Here is a 23721-nt window from a genome sequence, read left to right on the forward strand (position 1 = left end):
AAACAGCCTTTCTAATCGAATGATTTTTAGGTCGTTTTAAACTCGACAGATTGAAAAAAAAAAAAAAAAGGTTCTTTTGGATGAGTGGGCACACTATCCAAAAGAACCTTTAAAATTTTTATTAATCAATTTCTAATTTTAGGATTCAATTGTCGAAAGCGCTCCACAAGACATATTTTCTTGTGACAGTCCGTGCATTCTTCACACACGTCCCAGAAAATGATCTCTGCAAAAAATCATTAACTTCGGCAAGTTCACCTTTCAATAAAGCTCATAGTCATTGCAGTGACTGACTTTATCTACTAATCTCGCTTGCGACCTCTTCGATTACTTTTAACTATATTCTAATAGTTGTATTACGTCAAGAAGTTTTTTAAATAAATTTTTTAAAATTTTTTATTACCATATAAGCGACTTAAAATTCGTTTATCTTTCAAAAATGATAACTTGTCTAATTGTTTTTTAATGTTAAAATACAAATCAATAATTTAAGATTGCGAGTTGATTTACATGTCCAAGTTAGTAAAATTTGGTGGAAGTTCACTAGCCAATAGCGAACAGTACGCCAAGGTTATAAACATCATTTCAGAAGATGAACAACGTAAAGTCGTTGTCGTTTCCGCTCCTGGTAAACGCTTTGATGATGATGTCAAAATCACAGATCTATTAATTCAATACGCAACCCAAGTAATCAACAAAGAGGATTATCAAGCTACTCTAGATGAAATCATTAGTCGTTACGCTGAAATTGCGAACGCCTACGACGTTGATGAAAGTGAATTTGCCGGCATCAAGGATACATTTACCAACCTAGCAAAGAACGATTACAAAGACAACGAATACCTAATGGCCGCATTCAAGGCCAATGGTGAAAGAATGAACGCTAAGTTGATGGCAGCGGTATTAAACAGTCGTGGAATGAAAGCTCGTTTCGTCGATCCTAAGGAAGCTGGAATCGTTTTAGACGACATTAATCCAAACGCAGCTAACCTCCTTGATGAGACCTATACCAATTTAGAAAACTTCGAATATTCTGACGATGAAAAATTAGTTTTCCCTGGTTTCTTTGGATACACCAAGGAAGGAAATATCGCTACGTTCGCTCGTGGTGGTTCAGACATCACTGGTTCAATTGTCGCTACCGGTTTACATATTGATATATACGAAAACTTCACCGACGTTAGTTCCATCTTTGCGATTAACCCCCACCTAGTGGATAACCCATACCCAATTACTAAGATGAGTTATCGTGAAATGCGTGAATTGGCCTACGCAGGTTTTTCAGTCTTTAATGACGAAGCAATCATCCCAGCCATCAAGGGTCACGTAACCATCAACGTTAAGAACACTAATCGTCCAGATGACGCCGGAACACTGATTGTTCCAGAAGACGAGGTAAAGCATTCACACGTCATCACCGGGATTTCCGCCGATGATCGTTTCTCAGCTTTATACCTTCACTCATACCTATTGAACAAGCAAATTGGTGCTACTTTAACCATCCTTTCAATTTTCAAGAAGTACGGTATTTCATATGAACACATGCCATCAGGTATCGATGATTTGACCATCATTTTCGATAGAAACCAAGCTTCTGATGACACCATTCATGCCCTATGTAAGGAAATTTCAGAAGCCATCCATCCTGACAAACTAGAATGGATTCACAACTATGCTTTAATCATGGTCGTTGGTGAAAACATGGCCGTATCAGTCGGTTCAATCAGCCAAATCATCAAGCCATTAGCTGAAAAGAAAATTCCAATTAACATGATTAACCAAGGTGCTTCCAAGATTGCGATTATGATTGGAATAGACCAAGAATACACAGATGAGGCTGTTGTAAGCATCTACAACCAATTCTTCAAGGAGGATTAATATTATGACAAAGTTACACTATGTACACGGTTCAGAGAACCATTTCTTCTTATTGGATGTCGATGAACTAAAGGATCCATTGGATGACACTCAATTCAGTCATCTAGCCCAAAAGCTAGCACAAAGCGACGTGTTACCATACTCAGATGGTTTGTTAGTCGTTGATCACTCAGACCATGCTGAATGCATCGGTCAAATGAAGGTCTTTAATTCAGATGGAAGCGTTGCTTCAATGTGTGGTAACGGACTTCGTTGTGTCGGTCGTTACCTAGCCGAAAAATTCAACCAAACTGATTTCAAGGTGCAAACCATGCAAGCAGATTTAAACGTCCATGTCTTTGACGACATTGCAAAGGGCGTTTCATGGGTTGGAGTTCAAATCGCCCCAGTTAAATTTGCACCCGCAGATTTACCCTATACCAATTTAGATTTTGACCAAATTATTAACGAAGAAATTCCGGAATTTAGTGACCATCTAAAGTTCACTTCAATGGCTGTTCCTAATCCACACCTAATTAGTTTTGTCGAAGACGATAACGATTTAGAAGAACCCCTATTCAATTTAGGAACTTATCTAAACCAACCAAACGACTACTATCCAGACGGCGTCAACGTAAACTTCGCCAAGATTTTAGGTAAGAACAAGATCTTCGTTAGAACCTTCGAACGTGGAGTTGGTTTCACTAACGCCTGTGGAACCGGAATGTCTGCTACTTCAATGGCGTTTGCGATGAACTACCCTGAATTAGTCGACGTTAACGAACCAATCGACGTCTTCAATCCCGGTGGTAAGGTTCAAACTAAAGTCCATACCGAACCCGACAACCGTTGGATTCAACTAATGGGTAACGCGACATTCGTTGGTTACATTGAAGCAGACGAAGTCGATTTATTATCTCAAGCAATTCAAAACAACTTAAAAGAATCCGGTGAAGAAGCTGATTACCTAGCTTTCATCGATACCATTAAGCAATAAAAAAGACTAGCTAACGCTAGTCTTTTTTAGTCTTTAAAGTATAAATGTTCATGCAGTTCACACTTCGGATTGAATTGCGCGAAACAATATGGACAAACCTTATCTTGGTATTGTTGAAAGGTTAGCTTGTGTTTACAACGGCCACACATGACCGGTTTAGTGTCCTTGGTACTAATTGGCAAAAAGTCGTGATCAACCACTAAATTATGGCATTGATAACACGCAAAGTATTGGTGACACTCACCACATTCCATGGACGCAATGTCGTGAGGCTGATGGTAGTGAATGCAACGACCATCACTATCTAATTGAATTCCGTAAATCATCGAATCATCTCGATTTCTGTTTATTTATTATTTGATTCTGGTTTTTTCAACAAATACTGCTCGTATAAATGATTGTTCTTACTCAAAAAATTAATCTCGGTGGTCTTATTAATCCTAATTGTCGTGTTGCAGTTTTCGTGCTCGTTTAAATCAGCGAGGTACTCGGATTCATTAAGTGTCATGACGTTGTCGGTTAATAAGACAATCTTACCATGCTCGACGTATTCGCCCTCTAGAATTCAAACACTAATCACCTTCTCGGCTTCAAAGCAGTTCAATAAGACCTGTTGGATTGTGTTAGCGTTAAATGTATCCCACTGGTTCATTAAATGATAGGGATCGTATAAATTACTTTCCATATTCTGTTCAATATAGGAATTCAGCATGTCGGTATAGGCCGTTTCATACCTTATTTCTAAAATGTCACTTTTCAAAAATGCTGTCACTGTGTCCAACGCACCGTTCAAATCGATGGTTTTCACAACAACAAAATCACCTAAGTCCTTTAAAAAATAACCTAATGAAAAGCTGTCTAACTCATATCCATCCCTGGATTTGAAGTACCATTCAGCTAATCGGCTATCTCCGATATATTCATCGTTTGTGACTATGTCCATGGCGACACCTTCTTTTTTATCATTTAAGATACTATACTCCATAATTTTTCTTTTGTCGCTCATCTGATACAATTAATATTATCAATTAAAGGAAGTGTACATATGAATCGCAAACAGTTTTTCATCATCCTGTCAGTGGCATTAGTTTCCTTTCTAGGAACCGTTGACATGAGTATCGTAAATACCGCTTTACCGCAGATATCTAAAGACCTACATATTCCAATGAACCAAGCAGAATGGATATCTTCGGCCTACTTAATTCTAATCTGTATGTCCCTAATTCTATTCGGTAAACTAGGGGATCAAATCAGCAAGGCGAAAATATTTCAACTTGGAACTTTAATCTTTACCATCAGTTCACTAATCTGTGGACTTTCTGAAAACTTAATCGTCTTATTGATTGCTCGTTGTCTACAAGGGCTAGGTGCTTCCATGACCATGGCTACCAACCTTGGAATCATCACCGAATCGGTACCGTTTAACCTTCGTGGTCGTGCGTTAGGAATCAACACCACCATCGGTCAACTAGGTTACATTGCAGGTCCTGCCGTTGCCGGAATTATTCTTTCCATCGCCAATTGGAACTGGATTTTCCTATTCAACGTGCCAATCGGCATCTTCGCCTATGTCTTTGGTGAATTCGTCTATCAAAAGAAATCAACTAAGGAACGCCAAGCCATTCATATTGATTGGCCAGGTTTCATTATTTTGGCCGTCTTAATCGGTTCATTCTTTATTGGTATATTTACTGGTCAACAAATTGGCTTCGCTAATACCAGCGTTATTTTGGCATTTACCGCTAGCCTAGTTCTACTAATCGCATTTATTATGGTAGAACGTCGAGTCGACGACCCAATATTAGCACTGAGCCTATTTAAGAACCCCGGTTTTTCAATCAGTATCATTGCTTTGATGTTCATGTACATCATTATCTACTTCAACAACGTCTTGCTTCCTTTCTACATCCAAGACACCTTGAAGTTCTCACCATCACACACCGGACTACTAATGAGTGTCCTACCGGTGGTAAACGTCTTTACTGCCTACTTGGGTGGTGTGCTATGTGATAAGTACGGTGCCGTGATTATGTCACTACGCGCATCACTTATTTTCGTAGCTGCCGAAGTTATCTTTGCCATCATGCAACCAAGCTGGACACTAATGGTCATGCTATTAGGATTCGTGGTCTTCTCCACTGCCAATGGTTTATTCCAAAACAATCCAATGGTGATGGAAAACGCCGCCAAGGATCAACAAGGGATTGCTGGATCCATCCTTGCATTAAGTCGAAACATCGGTTTTACCCTTGGATTATCAATCTCGACATCCATCCTATATGGCGCAATGAGCTTTAAGAACGGTAAAAAGATTACCACCTACCCATTTGGTAACGATTCGCTATTCGTTTATGGAATGCATTTCACCTACTGGGTAGCAGCAATAATCATGTTAATCGTTACTGTCATGTTAATCTGGCTATTAAAACACCATCAAAATAAATACGCATAACAAAAAAGCTAGTGAGTAAATCTCACTAGCTTTTTTTGTTTGGAATTAACCTAAGAAATGTCTTAGACGTCCCATCTTTTCAATTAAGATTTCACGAACTTCTTGGTCATCAATACGAACTAAATCGTTTGCTAACTTAGCGTGTTCTTTTTCTTCTTCGTTAGTAGGGCCAGCCTTAATGTCGAATGCGTCTTCGATGGCTTGGATGTCTTCTTTAACACCCTTCCATGCAGCATTCTTTTCGATTAATGAATCTAAGGCATCTGCACTATAGTACTTCAAGACATGGGCAAAGTCATGCTTCATGTTTGGATAGTATTGCTTCAATGCTCTGATTTCATCATCAGTTAATTGGCTTAACACACGACCAGTACCTAATACTTCAGGTGGAACCCCAACTGAGTATAGTGAACCAGTGAATGTGATGGCTCTTGGCATCTTGTATCCATCAACATCTCTAGAGTATCCGATGATACCAACGTGTTGGTGTCTATCACGACGCTTAGGGAATGAATCAAAGACTGATTGTAAGTCGTTGATTAGTGGATCTAGAGTTTCATGGTATTGTTTTGCCGCTTTGTCAGCGACTGATAACAATGTCTTTTGGTCATCATCGTTGATGATTCTAAAGGCATTGTGTTGTAGTCCATCACGTAACTTAGCTACAGCTGGTTTAACAACAGTTTCTAAGTCAAAGTCATATCTGAATGCTGATTGGATGGTAGCAGTCTTTAGACCTGGGAATTCTTCTAGGTATCTGTCGACCATTAGTGGAGATAGTCCCCCTCTAAAGATGGCACTACCAGTACCTGCGATTGGGTATACATCGATACCTGTTTCGTTTTCGAATTCACCTAACTTAGTTAGGGCTAACTTGTTACCAATGATACTGTTTAAGAAACCATTTGATAAAGCTGAATCTGATCCGGCTAAGAACACACGTAGGTATGTTAAGTCTTCACCAAATTCGTCTTTATAGATTTCTACGTATTTCTTCAAAATATCTGGAGCATTGAATTGAGCTTCAAAACTTTCGAATAATGGAATCATTCTTAAGCGGTCGTTGTTTTCATGACCATTTTCAAATTCTTTTGATTTGAAGTGAGCTAAACTTGAGAATTTTTCTTCCATGTTAACCAATTGCTCAGCGGTTCTAGCCATTGGCAAGATTGCTTCGAACAATGGACGGTCTTTGAAACCTAAGTCTTGAGCAAAATCTTCAGCTAATAAGATAGTAGTCATAGCTTGCATTAAGCTGTACCCAGTTTCTTCCCAGATGTTTGGTAAACGGAAAGTTAAAAACTTGTCGTTGCCAAGTGGATGTTTACTGAAGTAATCGTAATGTTCAGAATACAAACGATCAATTACGGAAGAGTCAGCATGTTTTCCTTCCCAATCCCACATATATTCATCTGCATCTAATGTGGAATAGTTTTGATACGCTTCGTTAATTTCATTGAATGCGGACACGAACTTGTCGTTATCGTTCTTAAAAAACGGAACGTTAGCGTTGTCCGGGTGTTGAGTCCCCATGATGTTTGGAATTCTTCTGTCCATGTTAATTACCCCTTTATTTCATAAAAATTTGTAATCGTTTTAGCGCTTCTAAAATAACTTCTTTAGATGAAGCATATGAAAATCTGATGTAACCTTCTCCACCAGGTCCAAATGCGCTACCTGGAATAACACCAATCTTAGCCTTCTTGGCTAATTCTAGTGCAAAGCTTTCATCGTCTTTACCGTATTGTGCTGGAATCTTTGCGAACATGTAGAATGCCCCCTTTGGTTCTGGCATTGAGAAACCTAATTCAGTCAAACCTTTGTATAGGATATCTCGTCTTTCTTGGTAAATTTTAGCCATTTCAATCGGATCGTTTTCACCGTTGGCTAATGCTTCAGCCGCCGCAACTTGGGCAGAATTTGTAACTGATGTAACTACGAACGCGTGAACCATTCCAACCTTCTTAATGAATTCGGCTGGTCCACAGATGTATCCAACTCGATAACCTGTCATCGCATGTGATTTTGATAAACCACTTAGATAAATTGTTTGTTCAGGTAACATGTTGGCAATTGAGTAGTGATCTACTCCATATGTTAAGTCGCTATAGATTTCATCTGATAAAACATACATCGAATGTTGTTTAATTACTTCTGCTAGTCCGGCTAAGTCTTCTTTGGAATATTCAACTCCGGTCGGATTACTTGGATAGTTCAATAATAAGGCCTTCACTGAGTCACCGTATTCGTCTAGGATGGCCTTTAATTTTTCTGGTTTTAAGATGAAGTCGTCTTCAGATACATCGACCTTAATGACTTCTCCACCAAGGATTTCGATGATTGGGAAGTATAAAGCAAAAGTAGGTGTTGGAACGATTACCTTATCTCCCTTGTTAATAATTGTTTGGAATGTTGAGTATAGGGCTTCTGTGGCACCAACTGTCACAATCACTTCACTATCAGCATCGTATTTTAAATCGTACTTATTTGATAAATGATTGGAGATTGCATCTCGCAATTCTTTTTTACCAGTTTGATCAGCATAATGGGAATCGTTATTCTTAATGCTATCGATTCCTGCTTGTTTAACGTGTTCTGGAGTATCCAAATCTGGTTCTCCAATTGTCAATTTAATTAAACCATCAATGGAAGAAATCTTTTTATCAAAGCTTCTAATTCCTGATGGAGCTAATGCATTCAATCGTTGGTTATGTCTACCAACAAGTGATGATGATAAGTTGGGCATTACAATTCCTCCTAAATATGCAAAAAAGGACCAATTGATTGTTTCTAATCAATTAGTCCAATTTTCAATGAGCATCATATTGTTAAATACTATAATATAACTTCATTAAAATTACAATATAATTTTTAATCATTTTCTAATTTTATAGATCGTATAAAATATTGATATATCAATATTTTCGATAAATATTTTGTTAGTTATTGAAAAAATAATTGTTCGGTAGTACCTTAAAAATGAAGGGTTTACTTTATGAAAGAAGTGAATTATAATTATTACTAGTTAATAACCATTCTAATCTAGAAAGGGCCTTCAATATGAAAAAACAAACTTTAGCACAACGTATTAATATCATTCGTGCCGGTGTAATGGGTTCTAACGACGGAATTCTATCGGTTGCCGGTATCGTTATCGGTGTTGCCGGTGCCACTAGCAACACCTTCTCAATTTTCATTTCAGGGATTGCCGGCATGATCGCCGGAACCGTTTCAATGGCCATGGGAGAATATGTCTCCGTCAACTCTGAAAGTGATTCTCAAAAGAACGCCGTTGAAAAACAAAAGGTCGCATTAAGAGACAATTATCAAACAGAATTCAACATCGTCAAAGAAAAGTACATGAATAGTGGTATTTCAGACGAACTGGCCAACAAAGCCACTACCGAAATGATGAACAAAGACGCATTAGTGACAACCGTTCGTGAAAAATACGGTTTCAACGTCAACCAATTCACCAGTCCTTATGCGGCTGCAATCGCGTCAATGATTTCATTTCCGACAGGATCCATCCTACCGCTAGTCGCTATCTCCCTCTTCCCTGCTAACATTAAGGTAGTAGCAACATTTATTGCTGTCCTAATCGCCCTATCGCTGACCGGATATGCTGCAGCAATGTTGAGTAACGCCAACCGTTTGAAATCAACATTAAGAAACGTCGCATCCGGAATGTTAACCATGCTAGTAACCTATCTAATTGGTTTGCTAGTCGGAAGTCTAGCCTAGGGAGGAATAACAATGGAAAAGAAAAAACAAACTGCCACAATGGACGAAAGACTAAACACCCTAAGAGCTGGGGTATTGGGATCTAACGATGGAATTCTTACCGTCGTTGGTGTCTTGTTCTCAGTTGCCGTGGCCACACCAAACATCTTCACAATCTTTATCGCCGGTCTATCTGACCTACTAGCCTGTGCCTTCTCAATGGCATCCGGTGAATATGCATCCGTGAGTTCACAACGTGACGCCGAAAGCTCATCGGTAGAAAAGGAACGTTACCTATTAAAAAACGACCTAGCAGGTGAAAAGAAGATTGTTCAAGAATTCTACATGAGTCGTGGAATTACCGAAGAAACCGCCAAAGAAATTGCCGATGAATTGATTGCTAAGAAGCCATTGGAAACAATGGTTAGTATCAAGTACAACATCGAATTAAACCACTACATGAATCCGTGGTCAGCAGCATTCTCATCCCTATTCTCAGCCGCATTAGGTGGATTATTCCCACTTCTTGCAATGAGTCTAACCAGTGGAATTTACCGTTGGCCAGCCACTATTCTAGCCGTTATCGTATCAGTTGGTCTAACTGGGTTTATGAGTGCCAAACTGGGTGACGGTAAAGTCAAAGTCGCAGTAATTCGAAACATCATCATCGGAATTCTAACCATGATCATTCACTATACCATGGGGAAATTAATGAACGAATTCTAAAACAAAAAAGCCTAAGCACTTTTGCTTAGGCTTTTTTATTTACTTTAAATAGTTAATTGCAATTTGTTTATATAGACGTATGAATGAATAAAATGATTCTAAATCAACGTATTCATCCGTTTGATGCGCAGTGTCATTTCCCGGTCCTAGGATGATAACATCCACGTCTTGATTGCGTTCCTTAAATTGAGAAGCATCGGTTCCCATTGATAAGGTCTTCAAATCAAGTTTTCCACCCAGAATTTCTTCACTGGCAGATTGAGCAGCGTTGACAATTGGTGAATCGGCTTCGTTTTTGACCGGATAACCACTGAAGTTTACCTCTAGTTCCAGGTTATAGCCATCCTTTTGGTTAAATGAATCAACCAATTCTTGCAAATCAGCAATGATTTGATCGTTATTTAATTGTGGAATGGTTCTAACCATGACCTTTTGATAGGCAAAGTCAGGAATTGAGTTAACCTGTTTGCCACCCTCAAAGATATCAGGTGTGTAGATGGTTTTACCCAAAATATCATCCTCACCGGTTTGTTTAGCAAAATATTGCTTTTCTGCCTGGCGATAATTAATAAGGTTATCAATCGCATCGATTCCTAATTCTGGAGTAGAACTGTGCGCTGCCTTTCCGACACTCTTAACGGTGTAAATAAGTGCTCCCTTGTGAGCATAGACAATATAATGGTGATTTTGATTGCTTTGTCTTTGACCGGTTGGTTCACCAATCACGATGGCATCGACGTCGTCAACATCCCCTCGCTTTGAAAGGAAGTTGGCCCCACCCTGGGTTAATTCCTCAGAGATGGTTGCTAGAAATCTTAGTTGACCGTTTAAGTCAGCATGTTCTTCTTTTAGTTCGATCAAAGCAATCACTTGGGCTGCTAGACCTGACTTCATGTCAGTCACACCACGGCCATAAATTTTGCCGTCTTCTACGTATGGAATAAATGGATCGTGGGTCCAATCAGCCAAGTTATTTTCGTGAACGGTATCTTCATGACCAGCAAAGGCCAAAACCTTTTTCGAAGAACTACCAATGTGAGCAACTAGATTACTTCTATTATCAAACTGGTCCACAATTTCACTTGCAATCCCGTGCTTTTTAAATAGTTGGCTTAAATAATCTGCGATGTCTCTTTCATTGGCATCTACCGTATTAAATGCGACTAGGTCCTTTAATACCTGTAATTGTTCTTCTTTTTCCATTAGTATCTACCTTCTTATTTTGCGTTTTCGTGATCAGTTAATCTGGCTAAGATATCACCGATAATTTGAATGACGAATACCAAAATCAAAATTAAGATTAATGATACAAAGGTAACGTCATTTTCATATCTTTGGTAACCAACCATGACAGCTAGGTTACCAAGTCCACCACCGGCAACGGTACCAGCCATTGCAGTTAAACTGATTAGACTAATTAATGTTACCACGGATGAACGGATAATTTTAGGTAATCCTTCCTTTAGGTATACTCTAAAGACGATTCCCCATGTTGATGAACCCATGGCTTGGGCTGATTCAACAATTCCACTATCCACGTCTAGAAGTGCGTTTTGCACTTGTCGAGCGTAGAAAGGAATGACGGCGATTACCAACGGAACGATACAAGCGGTAGTACCGATTGCAGTTCCAACGATAATTCTGGTAAATGGTGCAATCACAGCTAATAGAATAATGAAGGGAATGGCACGGAAGAAGTTCACAATCTTATCTAAAACTGTGTAGAAAGGAATATTTTCACTGATTCCTTCTGGTCCAGTTAAGACTAGTAAAACACCGATAAACAAACCGATTATTCCACCAATTAGTGCTGTTACGAATGTCATGTACAATGTTTCGATTGTGGCTTGTTCAAAGTCCGGAATCATTGTCATCACGTTTGGTAAGTAATGTGTCAAAAATGAACTCATCTGCTATCCCTCCTTACTATTTCTGATTTTTTCTTGATCCAAATTGATGTTAGTTAAATGAACATCCTTTGAAGCAAGGTATTCTTTGATTTCTTTGATAGTTGATTCTTCAGCATCGATTTCGATAATCAAGTTACCTAATGGCACGTTTGAAATAAATTCAATGTTTCCATATACGATGTTGGCGACGGCACCAAACTTTTGGTACAAATCAACGATGATTGGTGTTTCAGTAGAAGCACCGATGTAATGCAATCTGAATAGTTGTTGGTTACGTGATAATTCAACGAAACGTTCTTGGGCGCTTAGTGTTTCCACTGCTTCCTTGACGTTGTTGGTGGTGTCGATAAAGTCTTTGGTTAGTTGTGTCTTAGGGTTACTGAAAACTTCTAAGATACTTCCCTTTTCGACGACCCTACCAGTATCCATGACAGCTACCTTATTACATAGTGACTTAACTACGTCCATTTCGTGGGTAATTAAAACGATGGTAACGCCTAGTTCTTTGTTAATCTTCTTTAGTAACTGCAAGATTGCTTGCGTGGTCTTTGGGTCCAACGCACTGGTTGCTTCATCACTAATTAAGATTTGTGGATTGTTTGCCAAAGCTCTGGCAATGGCCACTCTTTGTTTTTGTCCACCAGATAGTTGGGCTGGGTAGAACTTTTCCTTCCCATTTAGACCAACTAGATTAATCAAACGTTGAACACGTTTTCTTCTTTCTTCATTTGAAGTCTTAGTTCCAACCATTGGGTATAGAATGTTGTCTTCAATTGTTCTGGCGTTCATTAAGTTAAAGTGTTGGAAAATAAATCCAATGTTCTTTCTTAATTGACGAATTTGCGCATGGCTGAATTTATCAATATCTTTGTTATCGATAATCACTTTTCCGGCACTTGGTTTTTGCAGGTGGTTAATTACTCGTACTAGAGTACTCTTACCAGCCCCTGAATAACCAACGATACCGTAAGCGTCACCCTTTTCAATTTGTAGCGTTACATCTTGTACCGCCTTTGAAACTTGGTGTTTTTGCTTAAAGGTGACATCGATGTGCTCTAGACTAATTTGTGCCATAGTTTCACCTCTACCTCTATTTTGTTTCTAAACCTTACTTGTTGAAGTTGATGTCCCATGCAGGGATGTTTTCACCCTTGTAAAGTTTCTTTAGAAGATCCTTAGTAGCTTGAGTTTGGTAAGCTTTTACAACCTTCTTGTAGTACTTGTTGTTAGCATCACTCTTGTTAGCTGAGATGATGTTGATGTATGGGATTGAAGCCTTATTGGTAGGTTCCTTGAATAGGATGTCCTTTGAACTTAGGTTTGAATCTAGGGCGAAGTTACCGTTAACAACAGCAGCGTCTTCGTCAGATAAAGCTCTTGGAGTTTGTGCAGCATCTAGAGGAACAATCTTTAGGTGCTTCTTGTTTTCAGTAATGTCACTTGGAGTTGGTAATGCAGTGTTCTTTAGCTTGATTAGACCGGCACTAGCAAGTAGTTTTAGTCCACGAGCTTCGTTAGTAACATCGTTAGCAACAGCAACTGATGCGCCATCTTTAAGATCTTTTAGGCTTGAAACCTTCTTGGAGTATAGAGTTAGTGGTGAGAAGATAGTCTTACCAATAGCTACAATCTTAGTGTGGTGAGCTTTGTTCCAGTTGTCTTGGAATGCGTAGTTTTGGAATGCGTTAATGTCTACTTCTTTGTTAGTTAAAGCATTGTTTGGTTGTGAGTAATCAGTGAATTGAACTAGTTGTAGATCAACGCCTTCTTTTTTAACACGTTGTTGAACAGCTTTCCAAACACGTGTGTCTCCACCCATGATACCAATCTTAACTGTGTGTCCTGAATCCTTACCACAACTTGCTAAAAGGGTTAGTGGTAATACCAATAAAAATGTAAAAGCCAATAATAATTTCTTGTAATTCTTCTTCATAAGAATAACCTCCTAAAAAATATAAATGTATGTAACGGAATTTTTAACTTAGCCAACAAAAAAACTCCGCTCCTAGATTAAATCTAGAAACGGAGTTCCGTGGTACCATTCTAATTCAGTGGAAGCTTACACTCCCACCCTCAATAACGTCTATATAAACGCGTGCAATTAATAATGGTTGCCACCCCATCATCGCTTAATTATCAGCGATGCCAAATTACAGGCCATATTCATTATCTTCTGATTCATTCACTTTCAGCAAACGTGAACTCTCTGCGCAATCATTGGATAACTACTCTCCTGATCATCTTGTTTTATTCGTATCGGTTAAGTTGTTTTATATATTACACCCATTTTCTAATATTGCAACATATTTTTATCATTATTTTCTAATTTAATATTTTCTTAATAAATAAAAAGGAGCCTAATCAAGGCTCCTTTAGTGTTTTATAGCAATCTTACATTCTGAGAAAATAGTAATTCGATGATTAAAATTAACACATCTACGGCTACGAAGAAACCGATGAATGCGAAAAATGTAAGGCGAATGGCTTGTAGACGCTTCTTTAAAACATCCCCGGTGAATTCACCATGTTTCTTTTCTAAGCTAGGTAGTTTTAATCCTAGGAAGATGTAAATTGCTTCTAGTACAAATAACACGATGATTAAGTAGTTGTTGGCCATTTCTGGGAAGATGATGCTCAAGACAAACGCAGTAGCGACGATTGCTAAGATCACGTATTGACCAGTCACGACGTTTAACTTCTTTTCACCTGACTTAAATGCTTCGATTTGTTTCTTATCTCCGCCAAATGAATCAAGTGTCTTTTGGTTGATGGTCTTATTCAACTTGTGAATCTTTGGTAGTGTTTCATAGGCACCGAATAGTAATAGTGCGATTACAACAAAAAATAAAATTAAATAAATAACAGTATCCATTATCAGTCCTGCTTTCTTTATGTAATGACTTTATTATGTCATTTTTTATTTAATAAAAAAAGCTGAATGTTTCCATAACAGCTTTTCTTAATACTATCTTAAATATTTATCAAACCATTCATAGATGTCTGATAGACGTTTGATTCTAAGGTTTGGTAAACCGTTTCTTGAGAATCCATGGAATGATTGTGGATAACGAATGTAATCCACAGGGGTGCCGGTTTGCTTAATTGCTGTGAATAACGCTTCACTTTGGTTAACCGGACAACGCATGTCGAATTCACCATGTTGAATTCTAGTAGGTGTCTTGACGTTGTGGGCATACTTCAATGGTGAACAGTCCCAGTAGTATTCCAATCCGCCCTCATCGTATAGATCCTTGCCAAGTTCTTTTCTAATGAAACGAACTCCGATGTCGGATGTTCCATATAATGAGTGCCAATCAGATACAGGACGTTGCACAATCGCAGCGTTGAAACGGTCGGTGTGACCAATTGCCCAACTGGACATGAATCCACCATAAGAGCCACCGGCAATGAATGTGTTTTGTTCATCTAGGTCAGCAAATTGACTTAGGGCAGCATCTAAACCAGATTGAACGTCTGCAAAGTCTTCCTTTCCGTATCTACCAATGACGCCTGTTTCGAATTCTTGACCGTAACTAGTAGAACCACGTGGGTTAACGTAGACGACGGCATAACCACGACTGGCTAACACTTGGAATTCATGGAAGAAGCTTTCACCGTAGTTAGCTTGTGGACCACCGTGGACGTATAGAATCACTGGAAGATGGTTCGAACTACCGGTGTACTTTAATACCCATCCCTCAACAGTAGTTTTACCGTCTTTGGATGGTGTTTCAAATGGTGTTACGTCTGCGTAGTCGTGTTGTGCTGAGAAGTTAGCGTTAGGGTCAAACTTCACGTCTAGTTGTTGGTCAACTAGTTGGACTAATTGACTTGGGGTGGTTGGAGTTGAAAGACTGAAGTACACCTCACCATCAATGGCGGTTAGGTCCACAACATGACAGTGGCCTTCAAACAACTTGGTAATGTCATGGCCGTTGTATTCAAAGACAACGCTGTGGCCGTGAGTCACACCACTAAAGACAAAGTTAGTGTCTGACATCCAAACTAAGTGACTACCCTCGTTTTGAATGAAGTCGGCGGTAATTGAGCCGAACACTTCACCCTCGAAGTCCTTGGTGACGTCGGTTAACTTATCACTTGCTTCATCATAGATGTATAACTCGTTAACGGTTGCGTTTGGATACTTAGCGTTGTTTCCGACAACGGCAATCTTTTGACCGTCAGGAGAATAACTAGCGTAGCTAAATTCACCCTTGGAGATACTTGCTGTAACTTGTTTTTCGGTATCCTTAGTTAAATCAACATCGTAGACCGCCCTAGTTTCGTCTGATTCAGTTTCCAATGTTGGGTTAGTTGGCTTGATTACCAATAAACGGTTTTGCTTGGCGTTCGCATCTTGCAAGCTCAAATCGTACTTGGATCTGTAGACAGCGTTTCTTTGGTTCATCTTAATGTTATAGCGGTAGATGGTATCAGTAGCTTGATCATCAACCCATCCAATACCGTCATGTCGGTTATCAAAGCGGTGGACCCTTCTAGTTTCTGGGAACTTGGTGGTTTCAAACTTAGCGGGTATCTTACTATCTGATGATTGGTAGAAAACGGTTTGGCCATCTTTTCCACTAACTAGTTTGGATATCTTGGCATCCCTAGTAAGTTGTTCAGCACTACCACCGGATAGTGGCATTCTCATTAAATCACCATTATGTAGATAGACTAGGTAATCGCCCACTTGCACGGGATTGACGTTCTTACCACCATCGGTCCATTTCTTTACTTCGTTCTTGTTGTTAATGCTGATAATATCAGCAAAATAGGTATTTTCTTGCTTGTCGACACGGTTTAAAACAGCGAAAATATTTCCATTAATAGCAGTAACTTGCGTAATGGATTTCAATTCAAATAAGTCATTTGATTCTATTTTTTTATTCATTAACAACGCCTCTTTTCAATTTAAGTCTAGTATTAAGTTTTATCAGCATAAATGCAATAAAAAAGCCCTAACAATGTTAGGACTTAGTTTGTTTTTGATTTTTAAATTGCTCAGTAATGACAAACGATGTAATTGGAATCGTAATGATAACACCGATTAACGAGAACAAGATGATGATGAACTCGGCATCAAAGACCTTGTCGTTTAAAATATCCCCCAATGAGTAGGATAAGCCGTGGAACCAGACAAATAATGATAGTGATCCACCAAACAATCCGAAGAATAAGGTATTCAATGTTGTTCCAATGATTTGTTTTCCAACATAGACCCCATCGAAGAACAAACGGCTTGGTTTAATCTCCGGATGCTGTTCCTTAATTTCATCCAAACCGGATGCAATCGCCATCGTTGCTTCGGCAATCGCCCCTAACGTACTTAGGATGGCTGTTGAAATCGAGATATCGATAAAACTAATTCCGATTGGTAAAGATAGCCCTTCTAGGTCATCACTATCTTCCAGCCCGAATCCTTGCACCTGTGCCCAGTGTTCAACCGGCACAATCAATAAGACAAGCGCTAATAGCACTAATACGGAAGCGATGAATGCTAGTCGACTGGTCTCATCATTGGTTCCACTCAAGAAGATGGTCAATGCCAATAAGATCACTCCGGCAATCAAAGTGACGACGATTGGTGGAAAGTGAAATGCCATCAAGACAATCGCAAAGAATAAGAAGCCAAAGTTAAGCACCAAACTTAAAAATGATTGAAAACCTTGTTTACCACCTACCAATACCATTAGTACTAATAGGACAAGGCCTAAAACGATAATTGCACTCATTATTTACGCCTCTTTTCTGCAAAAAAACTGGTTAATCCACTGGCAACCGGAACTGCAAGCACAATTCCAATCCCACTGATTAGACTTTGCACCATCCCCAATGACATGTTCATTGAAAATGAATATCCCCAACTATTTCCGTTCTTTAGGAATAGAAGTGTCATCGACAAAGTTTCACCCATAAAGATGAAGAATAAGACGTTAATTAGTGGTCCCATGATGGACTTACCAATGTTTCGACCTGACAAGAATAGTTGTTTTCTTGAGACGTCAGGACGTTCCATTTTCAACGCAAACAATGAAGAAATAATATCGGTTGATTCATCCATCACAGCCCCTAGAGAACCAATAATGGTTTCAGCTAGGAACAACGGACGTGGTGGCTGAGTGACATATTGCATTGATTCGTAGAAAATTCCCTTCTCGTGCGTGAATCTAAAGACAATCAAACTGATTAGAATCGACAAAAAGGTACATGCGACAGTTGATCCTAAAGTCACAAACATTTGACGATTCCAGCCAATTACCAACCAAAGGGTTATAGCCGAAAACAACACAGCTAATATGGAGAAAATCCATAAAACATTTGACCCGTTATTAAAACCGTCAAAGTATAGTGCCACCATGAATAAGATGGTATTAATGATGATACTTCCAATGGCAGTAATCCCCGCCATTTTAAGGAAGACAAACATTAAGGCGATTGCTAGATAAATTAAAAAGACGACTGGCGTGTCTCGTTTGGCGTCTTTAATTGTGCTTTCACCCTGTCCGTGTAAGACCACAAAGGCTTTTTGGCCGACTTTGTACTTCTTATCCATCGCCTTAGAGTCTGTATATGTATTGTTTAACGTGATGTGTTCACCCTTATGTTTACCATTGGTGATTACCCCACTTAATTTTTGTACATAACTGTGATCAACGTTTTGAAAAGTATCGACCTCCTTAGTCTTGCTAAGTTCTTCTACTTTTTGAATCTGCATAATTGGTTGCGTATATAAAAAGTCATCATGACTAACAAAAAACATTAAAATTACCCCAATTAATGCAAAAATCCCCACCATTTTGATGGGAAATTTTTTCAATAAATTACCCAAAATCATTCCTTCTTAATTATCAAATTTTGAACCTAAAAATTCCAATTTAAGTCATTTTAACACACTTTAATTAAATAAATCTTAAATGGCTCCATCATGCAAGCTTATGCCGTTTAAAGCCGGCAAATCGGCATTTTACGCATGTAACTTATTTGACACATAACATTTTTCTTTGTAATAATAGTACCTATGCTTTAAACAAACTACAATTTCAAGGAGGAAGATCATGACCAAAAAAGTTGAAGTTAAACATCTAACCAAGATTTTCGGTCGTCATGTTGGTCGTGCCAAAGAAATGATCAACGAAGGAAAATCCAAAGATGAAATTTTAGCTAAAACTAACAGCGTAGTTGGTGTTCACGATGCCAACTTCGATGTTAACGAAAATGAAATCTTTGTTATCATGGGACTTTCCGGTAGTGGTAAGTCTACTTTAATTAGAATGTTGAACCGTTTATACGAACCAACTGATGGTGAAATTCTATTAGACGGGGAAAGCATTACTAAATTCGATAAGAAAGAATTACGTGAATTTAGACGTAAGAAGATGAGTATGGTATTCCAAAACTTTGCTCTATTCCCTAACAGAACCATTATCGAAAACACCGCTTACGGTTTAGAAATCCAAGGAGTCGATAAAGAAACTAGACATCAAAAAGCACACGAATGCTTAGAACTAGTTGGCTTACACGGATATGATGATAGATACCCTAATGAATTATCTGGTGGACAACAACAACGTGTCGGATTAGCTCGTGGTTTAGCTAATGACCCAGAAATTCTATTGATGGATGAAGCATTCTCAGCATTGGATCCACTTAACAGAAAAGAAATGCAAGACGAATTGCTAGATTTACAATCACACCTAAAGAAGACTATCATCTTCATTTCTCATGACTTAAACGAATCACTACGTATTGGTGACCGTATTATGATCATGCGTGATGGTGAAATTGTTCAAATCGGTTCACCAGAAGACATCTTACAACACCCTAAGAATGAATACGTTGAAAAATTCATCGAAGGTGTGGACAGAACTAAGATTCTTACTGCTAGCCGCGTTATGATTAGACCAGATGTTATCAACATCGAAAAAGACGGTCCAAGAACCGCGCTAAGATTAATGAAGGACAACCACAACTCTAGTGTTTACGTTGTTGATTCAGAACACCACTTCAAGGGATTAATTGATGCTAAGGATGTTATCAAGCAAATCGAAGATGACAAACGTGACTTAGAATCAATCCTTAGAACCGACGTTCCAACAACTACACCTGATACACCTATCAAGTCACTATTAAACGACATTTCCAAGACTTCAGTACCATTCGCGGTATTGGATGACAATGATCGACTACTAGGAATTATCATTAGAAGTTCCGTATTAGGCGCAATTTCTGGAAACGAGGTGCAAAATAATGGCTAATTTATTTTCTTTAACTATGCAACCAATTCCATTTGCGGATTGGATTAACAGTTTTGTTAACTGGTTAACTCAATTCGTTGGTTTCTTCAACGGTATCACTGATTTCATCGGTGCAATCGTTAACTCATTCCAATGGGTATTTGATTTACTACCAGTTTGGTTATTCATTATCTTAGTTCTAGGTATTACTTACTGGGCATTACATGACAGCAAGCACTGGGGACTAATGATCTTCGAACTTATTGGTCTTGTATTAATTTACAACCAAGGTTACTGGAGAGATATGACTCAAACATTAACACTAGTTCTTACTTCTAGTTTAATTATCGTTGTTATCGGTATTCCTTTGGGAATCTGGATGGCAAAGAGTCACACTGTTAAGGTAATCGTTAAACCAATCCTAGACTTTATGCAAACAATGCCTGCATTCGTTTACCTAATTCCTGCCGTTGCTTTATTCGGTATCGGAATGGTACCCGGGGTTATTGCTTCTGTTATCTTCTCACTACCACCAGTAGTTAGAATGACTAACCTAGGAATTGAACAAGTTCCTACTGATTTAATTGAAGCTGCCGATTCATTCGGTTCAACCGGTTGGCAAAAGCTAATCAAGGTTGAATTACCAATTGCTAAGAACACATTAATGTCTGGTGTTAACCAAGGTATGATGCTTGCTCTATCAATGGTAGTTATTGCTTCAATGATTGGTGCCGTTGGTCTTGGTTCAGAAGTTTACTTCGCCGTAGGTAGAAACAACGCCGGTTCAGGTTTCACTGCTGGTTTTGCAATCGTAATCCTAGCAATCATCCTAGACCGTGTTACTCAAGCCTTTAACAAGAACAAAAAACACTAATTAGGAGGATTTAAATGAGAAAGAAAACTAGATATGTTTTAGCAACATTAACCATGTTTCTTATGGCAACAGTTCTAACTGCTTGTAGTAGTTTAACTTCTCCATACAATCCTCATAAGAAGTTAGGTCCTCAAATCAATTACACCATCACTGGTATTGATGCCGGGGCTGGTATTATGGCTTCTACACAAAATGCGTTAAAGGAATATCCTTTAGCACAAAACAAGTGGCAACTACAAACTAGTTCAACTGCTGCAATGACTTCTACATTAGCTAAAGCAATTAAGTACAAACAACCAATCGTAGTTACCGGATGGCAACCACACTGGATGTTCAAGAAGTTCCCTCTTAAGTTCCTAAAGGATCCTAAGAATGTTTACGGTTCTTCAGAACAAATCCACACAATTGCTAGAAAGGGTCTAGCCAAGGATAATCCTGGTGCTTACAAGATTCTAAAGCAATTCCACTGGACTCCATCTCAAATGTCAGACGTAATGCTACAAACTAATGCTGGTGTTGATCCTAAGGTAGCTGCTGACAACTTCATCAAGAAGAACCCTAAGTTATACCAAGAATGGACTAAGGGCGCTCCTAGAGGTAATGGTAAAGCAGTTAAGTTAACTTACGTTGCTTGGGATTCAGAAATCGCATCAACTAATGTGATGGCTGAAGTTCTAAACAAGATGGGTTACAAGGCAACTATCCAAGCACTAGAAATGCAACCAATGTGGGCATCAATCGCAACTAACGCTGCCGATGCTTCACTATCAGCTTGGTTACCTAACACTGCCGGTTTATACTTGAAACAATACAAGGATAAAATCGACGATGTTGGTCCAAACTTGAATGGTGCTAAAGTTGGATTGGCTGTTCCTAAGTACATGAAGAACATCAACTCAATCGAAGATTTAATCAACAAATAATAATAAAGAAAAGCTATTCTATTAACTTTAGAATAGCTTTTTTATATACTAGGGATATAACAAAAAAATAAACGTAAATGAGGTGCCAAAATGAGCAATGACAAGATTAACGAATCACTAATCAAAGACGACTTCTATCAAGCCGTCAACGGTGAATGGGTTAAGAATGCAACCATTCCATCAGATCACTCTTCAACCGGTGGTTTCATGGACCTAGTCGATAATATCGATAAAACTTTAATGAATGACTTTGACGCCCTACTTGATGGATCAATGCAACCATCAAATGACGATATGCAAGAATTCAAGAAGTTATACGATTTAGCGATGGACTTTGATAAGCGTGAACAAGATGGTACCAAACCACTTAAAGCCACCCTTCAAAGAATCGAAGACGTTAAATCATTCGACGATTTAAACCAACAACTATCTGATTGGACTCTATCTGGTTTACCCCTACCATTTGGTTTCGGCATTGAAGCAGAAATGAAGAACGCCAAGTACAACGCATTGTACGCAAGCGGTGCTTCAACCTTCCTACCAGATAAGACCTACTATGATAAACAAAACCCAGCTGGTGCCAAACTAATGCCAGTTTTCCGCGACATGATGCAAAAACTATTAACCATGGTTGGCTACGACGAACAACAAGCTAAAAACATCGTCGATGCCGCTGAAGACTTTGATAGAACAATTGCACCACACATCAAGTCAGCCGAAGAAAATGCCGACTTCACCAAGATGTACAACCCAATGAGCTACAGTGACCTAGCTAGTCAAATTGACAAGTTTGATATGGATAACTACGTGACTGGTCTAATTGGCCAAGTGCCTGATCAAGTCATCGTGACTGAACCAGACTACTTCAAAGCATTCAATGAAATCGTCAACGACGATACATTCGCCAAGATGAAGAACTGGATGATTGTGAAGGTTGTTAAGGGTTCTGCTGGTCTACTATCAGAAGAATTCCGTCAAATCGGTGGTACTTTCTCACGTACCCTTTCAGGTAAGAAGGAAGCTACTAAACCTAAAAAAGCTGCTTACTACCTAGCATCCGGTTTATTCGACCAAGTCGTTGGTGATTACTACGGCCGCAAGTACTTCGGTGAAAAGGCTAAACAAGATGTCCACGACATGGTTGTTAAAATGATTAACGTTTACGAAAAACGTCTATCTCAAAACGACTGGTTGAGTGAAGACACCAAGAAGATGGCCATCACCAAGTTAAACGCCCTAGCTATTCACGTTGGTTACCCTGACGAAATCAACCCACTTTATCACCAATTCAAGATAGTTGGTAAGGAAGATGGCGGTGATTTATACACCAACGTTGAAAACATCGACAAGATTATCACTAAGGATAAATTCAGCAAGTGGAACCAACCAGTAGATAAGAGCATCTGGGACATGAGTGCTAACACGGTTAACGCTTACTACTCACCTCTAGAAAACGTGATTGTCTTCCCTGCTGCCATCCTACAAGCACCTTTCTACAGCCTAGAACAATCATCAAGTCAAAACTTCGGTGGTATCGGTGCCGTTATCGCCCATGAAATCTCTCATGCGTTTGATAACAACGGTTGTCAATTCGACCAATATGGTAACCTAAACAACTGGTGGACCGAAGATGATCATAAGCACTTCGATGCATTAGCCGAAAACATGATTAAGGAATTCGATGGTTTAAACTTCGCCAGCCAAAAAGTTAATGGTAAGTTGACCGTTTCAGAAAACATTGCCGATGCCGGTGGTTTGAGCTGTGCCCTAGAAGCTGCCAAGGGAGAAACAGACGTAAACCTACGTGACTTCTTCATCAACTGGGCAACCATCTGGCGTACCAAATCAACTGAACAATACAAACAATTACTACTATCAATCGATGTGCACGCCCCTTCCGAACTAAGAGCACAAATTCAAGTGAAGAACTTAAAAGACTTCTACAAGACCTTCGACGTTCAACCTGGTGACGGAATGTACATGGACGAAGATAAACGAGTAAATATTTGGTAATAAAAAAGG

At 39.0% G+C, this 23721-nt stretch carries 21 protein-coding genes, 1 riboswitch and 1 other annotated feature; of the genes, 9 read left to right on the forward strand and 12 right to left on the reverse strand.

The window, feature by feature from the left end:
• Nucleotides 1-147: 147 nt before the first annotated feature.
• A riboswitch (Lysine riboswitch) is annotated at nucleotides 148-332 on the reverse strand.
• A gap of 178 nt (nucleotides 333-510) precedes the next feature.
• Nucleotides 511-1878 carry an aspartate kinase gene (locus RZ55_RS05460; RefSeq protein ID WP_057175930.1) on the forward strand — a complete coding sequence of 456 codons (1368 nt, stop codon included), beginning with the start codon at nucleotides 511-513 and terminating at the stop codon, nucleotides 1876-1878.
• 4 nt (nucleotides 1879-1882) lie between these two features.
• Complete coding sequence (gene dapF, locus RZ55_RS05465) at nucleotides 1883-2854, forward strand: diaminopimelate epimerase (RefSeq protein ID WP_057175931.1); 972 nt, start codon at nucleotides 1883-1885, stop codon at nucleotides 2852-2854.
• A gap of 26 nt (nucleotides 2855-2880) precedes the next feature.
• On the opposite strand, the gene RZ55_RS07195 is transcribed toward dapF, so the two are convergent.
• Both RZ55_RS07195 and RZ55_RS05470 read right to left on the reverse strand, forming a co-directional pair.
• Complete coding sequence (locus RZ55_RS07195; RefSeq protein WP_081034519.1) at nucleotides 2881-3180, reverse strand: CHY zinc finger protein; 300 nt, start codon at nucleotides 3178-3180, stop codon at nucleotides 2881-2883.
• 239 nt (nucleotides 3181-3419) lie between these two features.
• Nucleotides 3420-3839 carry a hypothetical protein gene (locus RZ55_RS05470; protein ID WP_171823258.1) on the reverse strand — a complete coding sequence of 140 codons (420 nt, stop codon included), beginning with the start codon at nucleotides 3837-3839 and terminating at the stop codon, nucleotides 3420-3422.
• Nucleotides 3840-3899: 60 nt separating this feature from the next.
• Between RZ55_RS05470 and RZ55_RS05475 the strand changes: the two genes are divergently transcribed.
• Entirely contained in the window at nucleotides 3900-5306 is a 1407-nt protein-coding gene (locus RZ55_RS05475; RefSeq protein WP_057175933.1) for an MFS transporter, read from the forward strand.
• A gap of 45 nt (nucleotides 5307-5351) precedes the next feature.
• Here RZ55_RS05475 and ppcA read toward each other — a convergent pair whose 3' ends face one another.
• A complete protein-coding gene (ppcA, locus tag RZ55_RS05480) occupies nucleotides 5352-6863 on the reverse strand; it encodes a phosphoenolpyruvate carboxylase (protein ID WP_034532599.1) in 1512 nt (503 codons plus the stop codon).
• Nucleotides 6864-6876: 13 nt separating this feature from the next.
• The gene (locus tag RZ55_RS05485) at nucleotides 6877-8052 is read right to left on the reverse strand and encodes an aminotransferase class I/II-fold pyridoxal phosphate-dependent enzyme (protein ID WP_053792941.1); all 1176 of its coding nucleotides are present in this window, start codon (nucleotides 8050-8052) and stop codon (nucleotides 6877-6879) included.
• A 314-nt stretch (nucleotides 8053-8366) separates the two neighbouring features.
• Here RZ55_RS05485 and RZ55_RS05490 point away from each other — a divergent pair, with 314 nt between their 5' ends.
• Both RZ55_RS05490 and RZ55_RS05495 read left to right on the forward strand, forming a co-directional pair.
• Nucleotides 8367-9050, forward strand: a complete 684-nt coding sequence (locus RZ55_RS05490) for a VIT1/CCC1 transporter family protein (protein WP_057175934.1) — start codon at nucleotides 8367-8369, stop codon at nucleotides 9048-9050.
• A gap of 12 nt (nucleotides 9051-9062) precedes the next feature.
• Nucleotides 9063-9755 carry a VIT1/CCC1 transporter family protein gene (locus RZ55_RS05495; protein ID WP_053792943.1) on the forward strand — a complete coding sequence of 231 codons (693 nt, stop codon included), beginning with the start codon at nucleotides 9063-9065 and terminating at the stop codon, nucleotides 9753-9755.
• Nucleotides 9756-9794: 39 nt separating this feature from the next.
• Here the strand turns inward: RZ55_RS05495 and RZ55_RS05500 are convergent, their stop codons facing one another.
• The 8 genes from RZ55_RS05500 to RZ55_RS05535 all read right to left on the reverse strand — a co-directional run bounded on the left by RZ55_RS05500 (nucleotide 9795) and on the right by RZ55_RS05535 (nucleotide 18428).
• Nucleotides 9795-10958 (reverse strand): ArgE/DapE family deacylase, encoded by a 1164-nt coding sequence (locus tag RZ55_RS05500; protein WP_034532591.1) that lies wholly within the window; start codon nucleotides 10956-10958, stop codon nucleotides 9795-9797.
• A 14-nt stretch (nucleotides 10959-10972) separates the two neighbouring features.
• The gene (locus RZ55_RS05505; protein WP_034532587.1) at nucleotides 10973-11665 is read right to left on the reverse strand and encodes a methionine ABC transporter permease; all 693 of its coding nucleotides are present in this window, start codon (nucleotides 11663-11665) and stop codon (nucleotides 10973-10975) included.
• 3 nt (nucleotides 11666-11668) lie between these two features.
• Nucleotides 11669-12739 carry a methionine ABC transporter ATP-binding protein gene (locus tag RZ55_RS05510; protein ID WP_053792944.1) on the reverse strand — a complete coding sequence of 357 codons (1071 nt, stop codon included), beginning with the start codon at nucleotides 12737-12739 and terminating at the stop codon, nucleotides 11669-11671.
• Between the two features lie 34 nt (nucleotides 12740-12773).
• The gene (locus RZ55_RS05515; protein WP_053792945.1) at nucleotides 12774-13598 is read right to left on the reverse strand and encodes a MetQ/NlpA family ABC transporter substrate-binding protein; all 825 of its coding nucleotides are present in this window, start codon (nucleotides 13596-13598) and stop codon (nucleotides 12774-12776) included.
• 82 nt (nucleotides 13599-13680) lie between these two features.
• Nucleotides 13681-13915, reverse strand: a binding site (T-box leader).
• 130 nt (nucleotides 13916-14045) lie between these two features.
• Nucleotides 14046-14537 (reverse strand): hypothetical protein, encoded by a 492-nt coding sequence (locus RZ55_RS05520; protein WP_034532583.1) that lies wholly within the window; start codon nucleotides 14535-14537, stop codon nucleotides 14046-14048.
• Between the two features lie 93 nt (nucleotides 14538-14630).
• A complete protein-coding gene (locus tag RZ55_RS05525) occupies nucleotides 14631-16559 on the reverse strand; it encodes a S9 family peptidase (protein ID WP_057175935.1) in 1929 nt (642 codons plus the stop codon).
• Nucleotides 16560-16635: 76 nt separating this feature from the next.
• The gene (locus RZ55_RS05530) at nucleotides 16636-17400 is read right to left on the reverse strand and encodes a YibE/F family protein (protein WP_057175936.1); all 765 of its coding nucleotides are present in this window, start codon (nucleotides 17398-17400) and stop codon (nucleotides 16636-16638) included.
• Nucleotides 17400-18428: a YibE/F family protein gene (locus tag RZ55_RS05535; protein ID WP_241772093.1), complete on the reverse strand. Its 1029-nt coding sequence runs from the start codon at nucleotides 18426-18428 to the stop codon at nucleotides 17400-17402. Before RZ55_RS05535 ends, RZ55_RS05530 begins: the two co-directional genes overlap by 1 nt.
• Before the next feature lie 295 nt (nucleotides 18429-18723).
• Here RZ55_RS05535 and RZ55_RS05540 point away from each other — a divergent pair, with 295 nt between their 5' ends.
• From RZ55_RS05540 to RZ55_RS05555, 4 genes are all read left to right on the forward strand, one after another.
• Nucleotides 18724-19923 carry a quaternary amine ABC transporter ATP-binding protein gene (locus RZ55_RS05540; protein ID WP_034532579.1) on the forward strand — a complete coding sequence of 400 codons (1200 nt, stop codon included), beginning with the start codon at nucleotides 18724-18726 and terminating at the stop codon, nucleotides 19921-19923.
• A complete protein-coding gene (locus RZ55_RS05545) occupies nucleotides 19916-20776 on the forward strand; it encodes an ABC transporter permease (protein WP_053792949.1) in 861 nt (286 codons plus the stop codon). The genes RZ55_RS05540 and RZ55_RS05545 overlap by 8 nt, the downstream gene beginning before the upstream one ends.
• Before the next feature lie 14 nt (nucleotides 20777-20790).
• Nucleotides 20791-21699, forward strand: a complete 909-nt coding sequence (locus RZ55_RS05550) for a glycine betaine ABC transporter substrate-binding protein (RefSeq protein WP_034535062.1) — start codon at nucleotides 20791-20793, stop codon at nucleotides 21697-21699.
• Nucleotides 21700-21789: 90 nt separating this feature from the next.
• On the forward strand, nucleotides 21790-23712 hold the full coding sequence (locus RZ55_RS05555; protein ID WP_057175938.1) for a M13 family metallopeptidase: 1923 nt from the start codon (nucleotides 21790-21792) through the stop codon (nucleotides 23710-23712).
• The last annotated feature ends 9 nt before the right edge of the window (nucleotides 23713-23721 follow it).

It is taken from the genome of Apilactobacillus kunkeei (assembly GCF_001421115.1).
GTDB classification, from domain to species: Bacteria; Bacillota; Bacilli; order Lactobacillales; family Lactobacillaceae; genus Apilactobacillus; species Apilactobacillus kunkeei_F.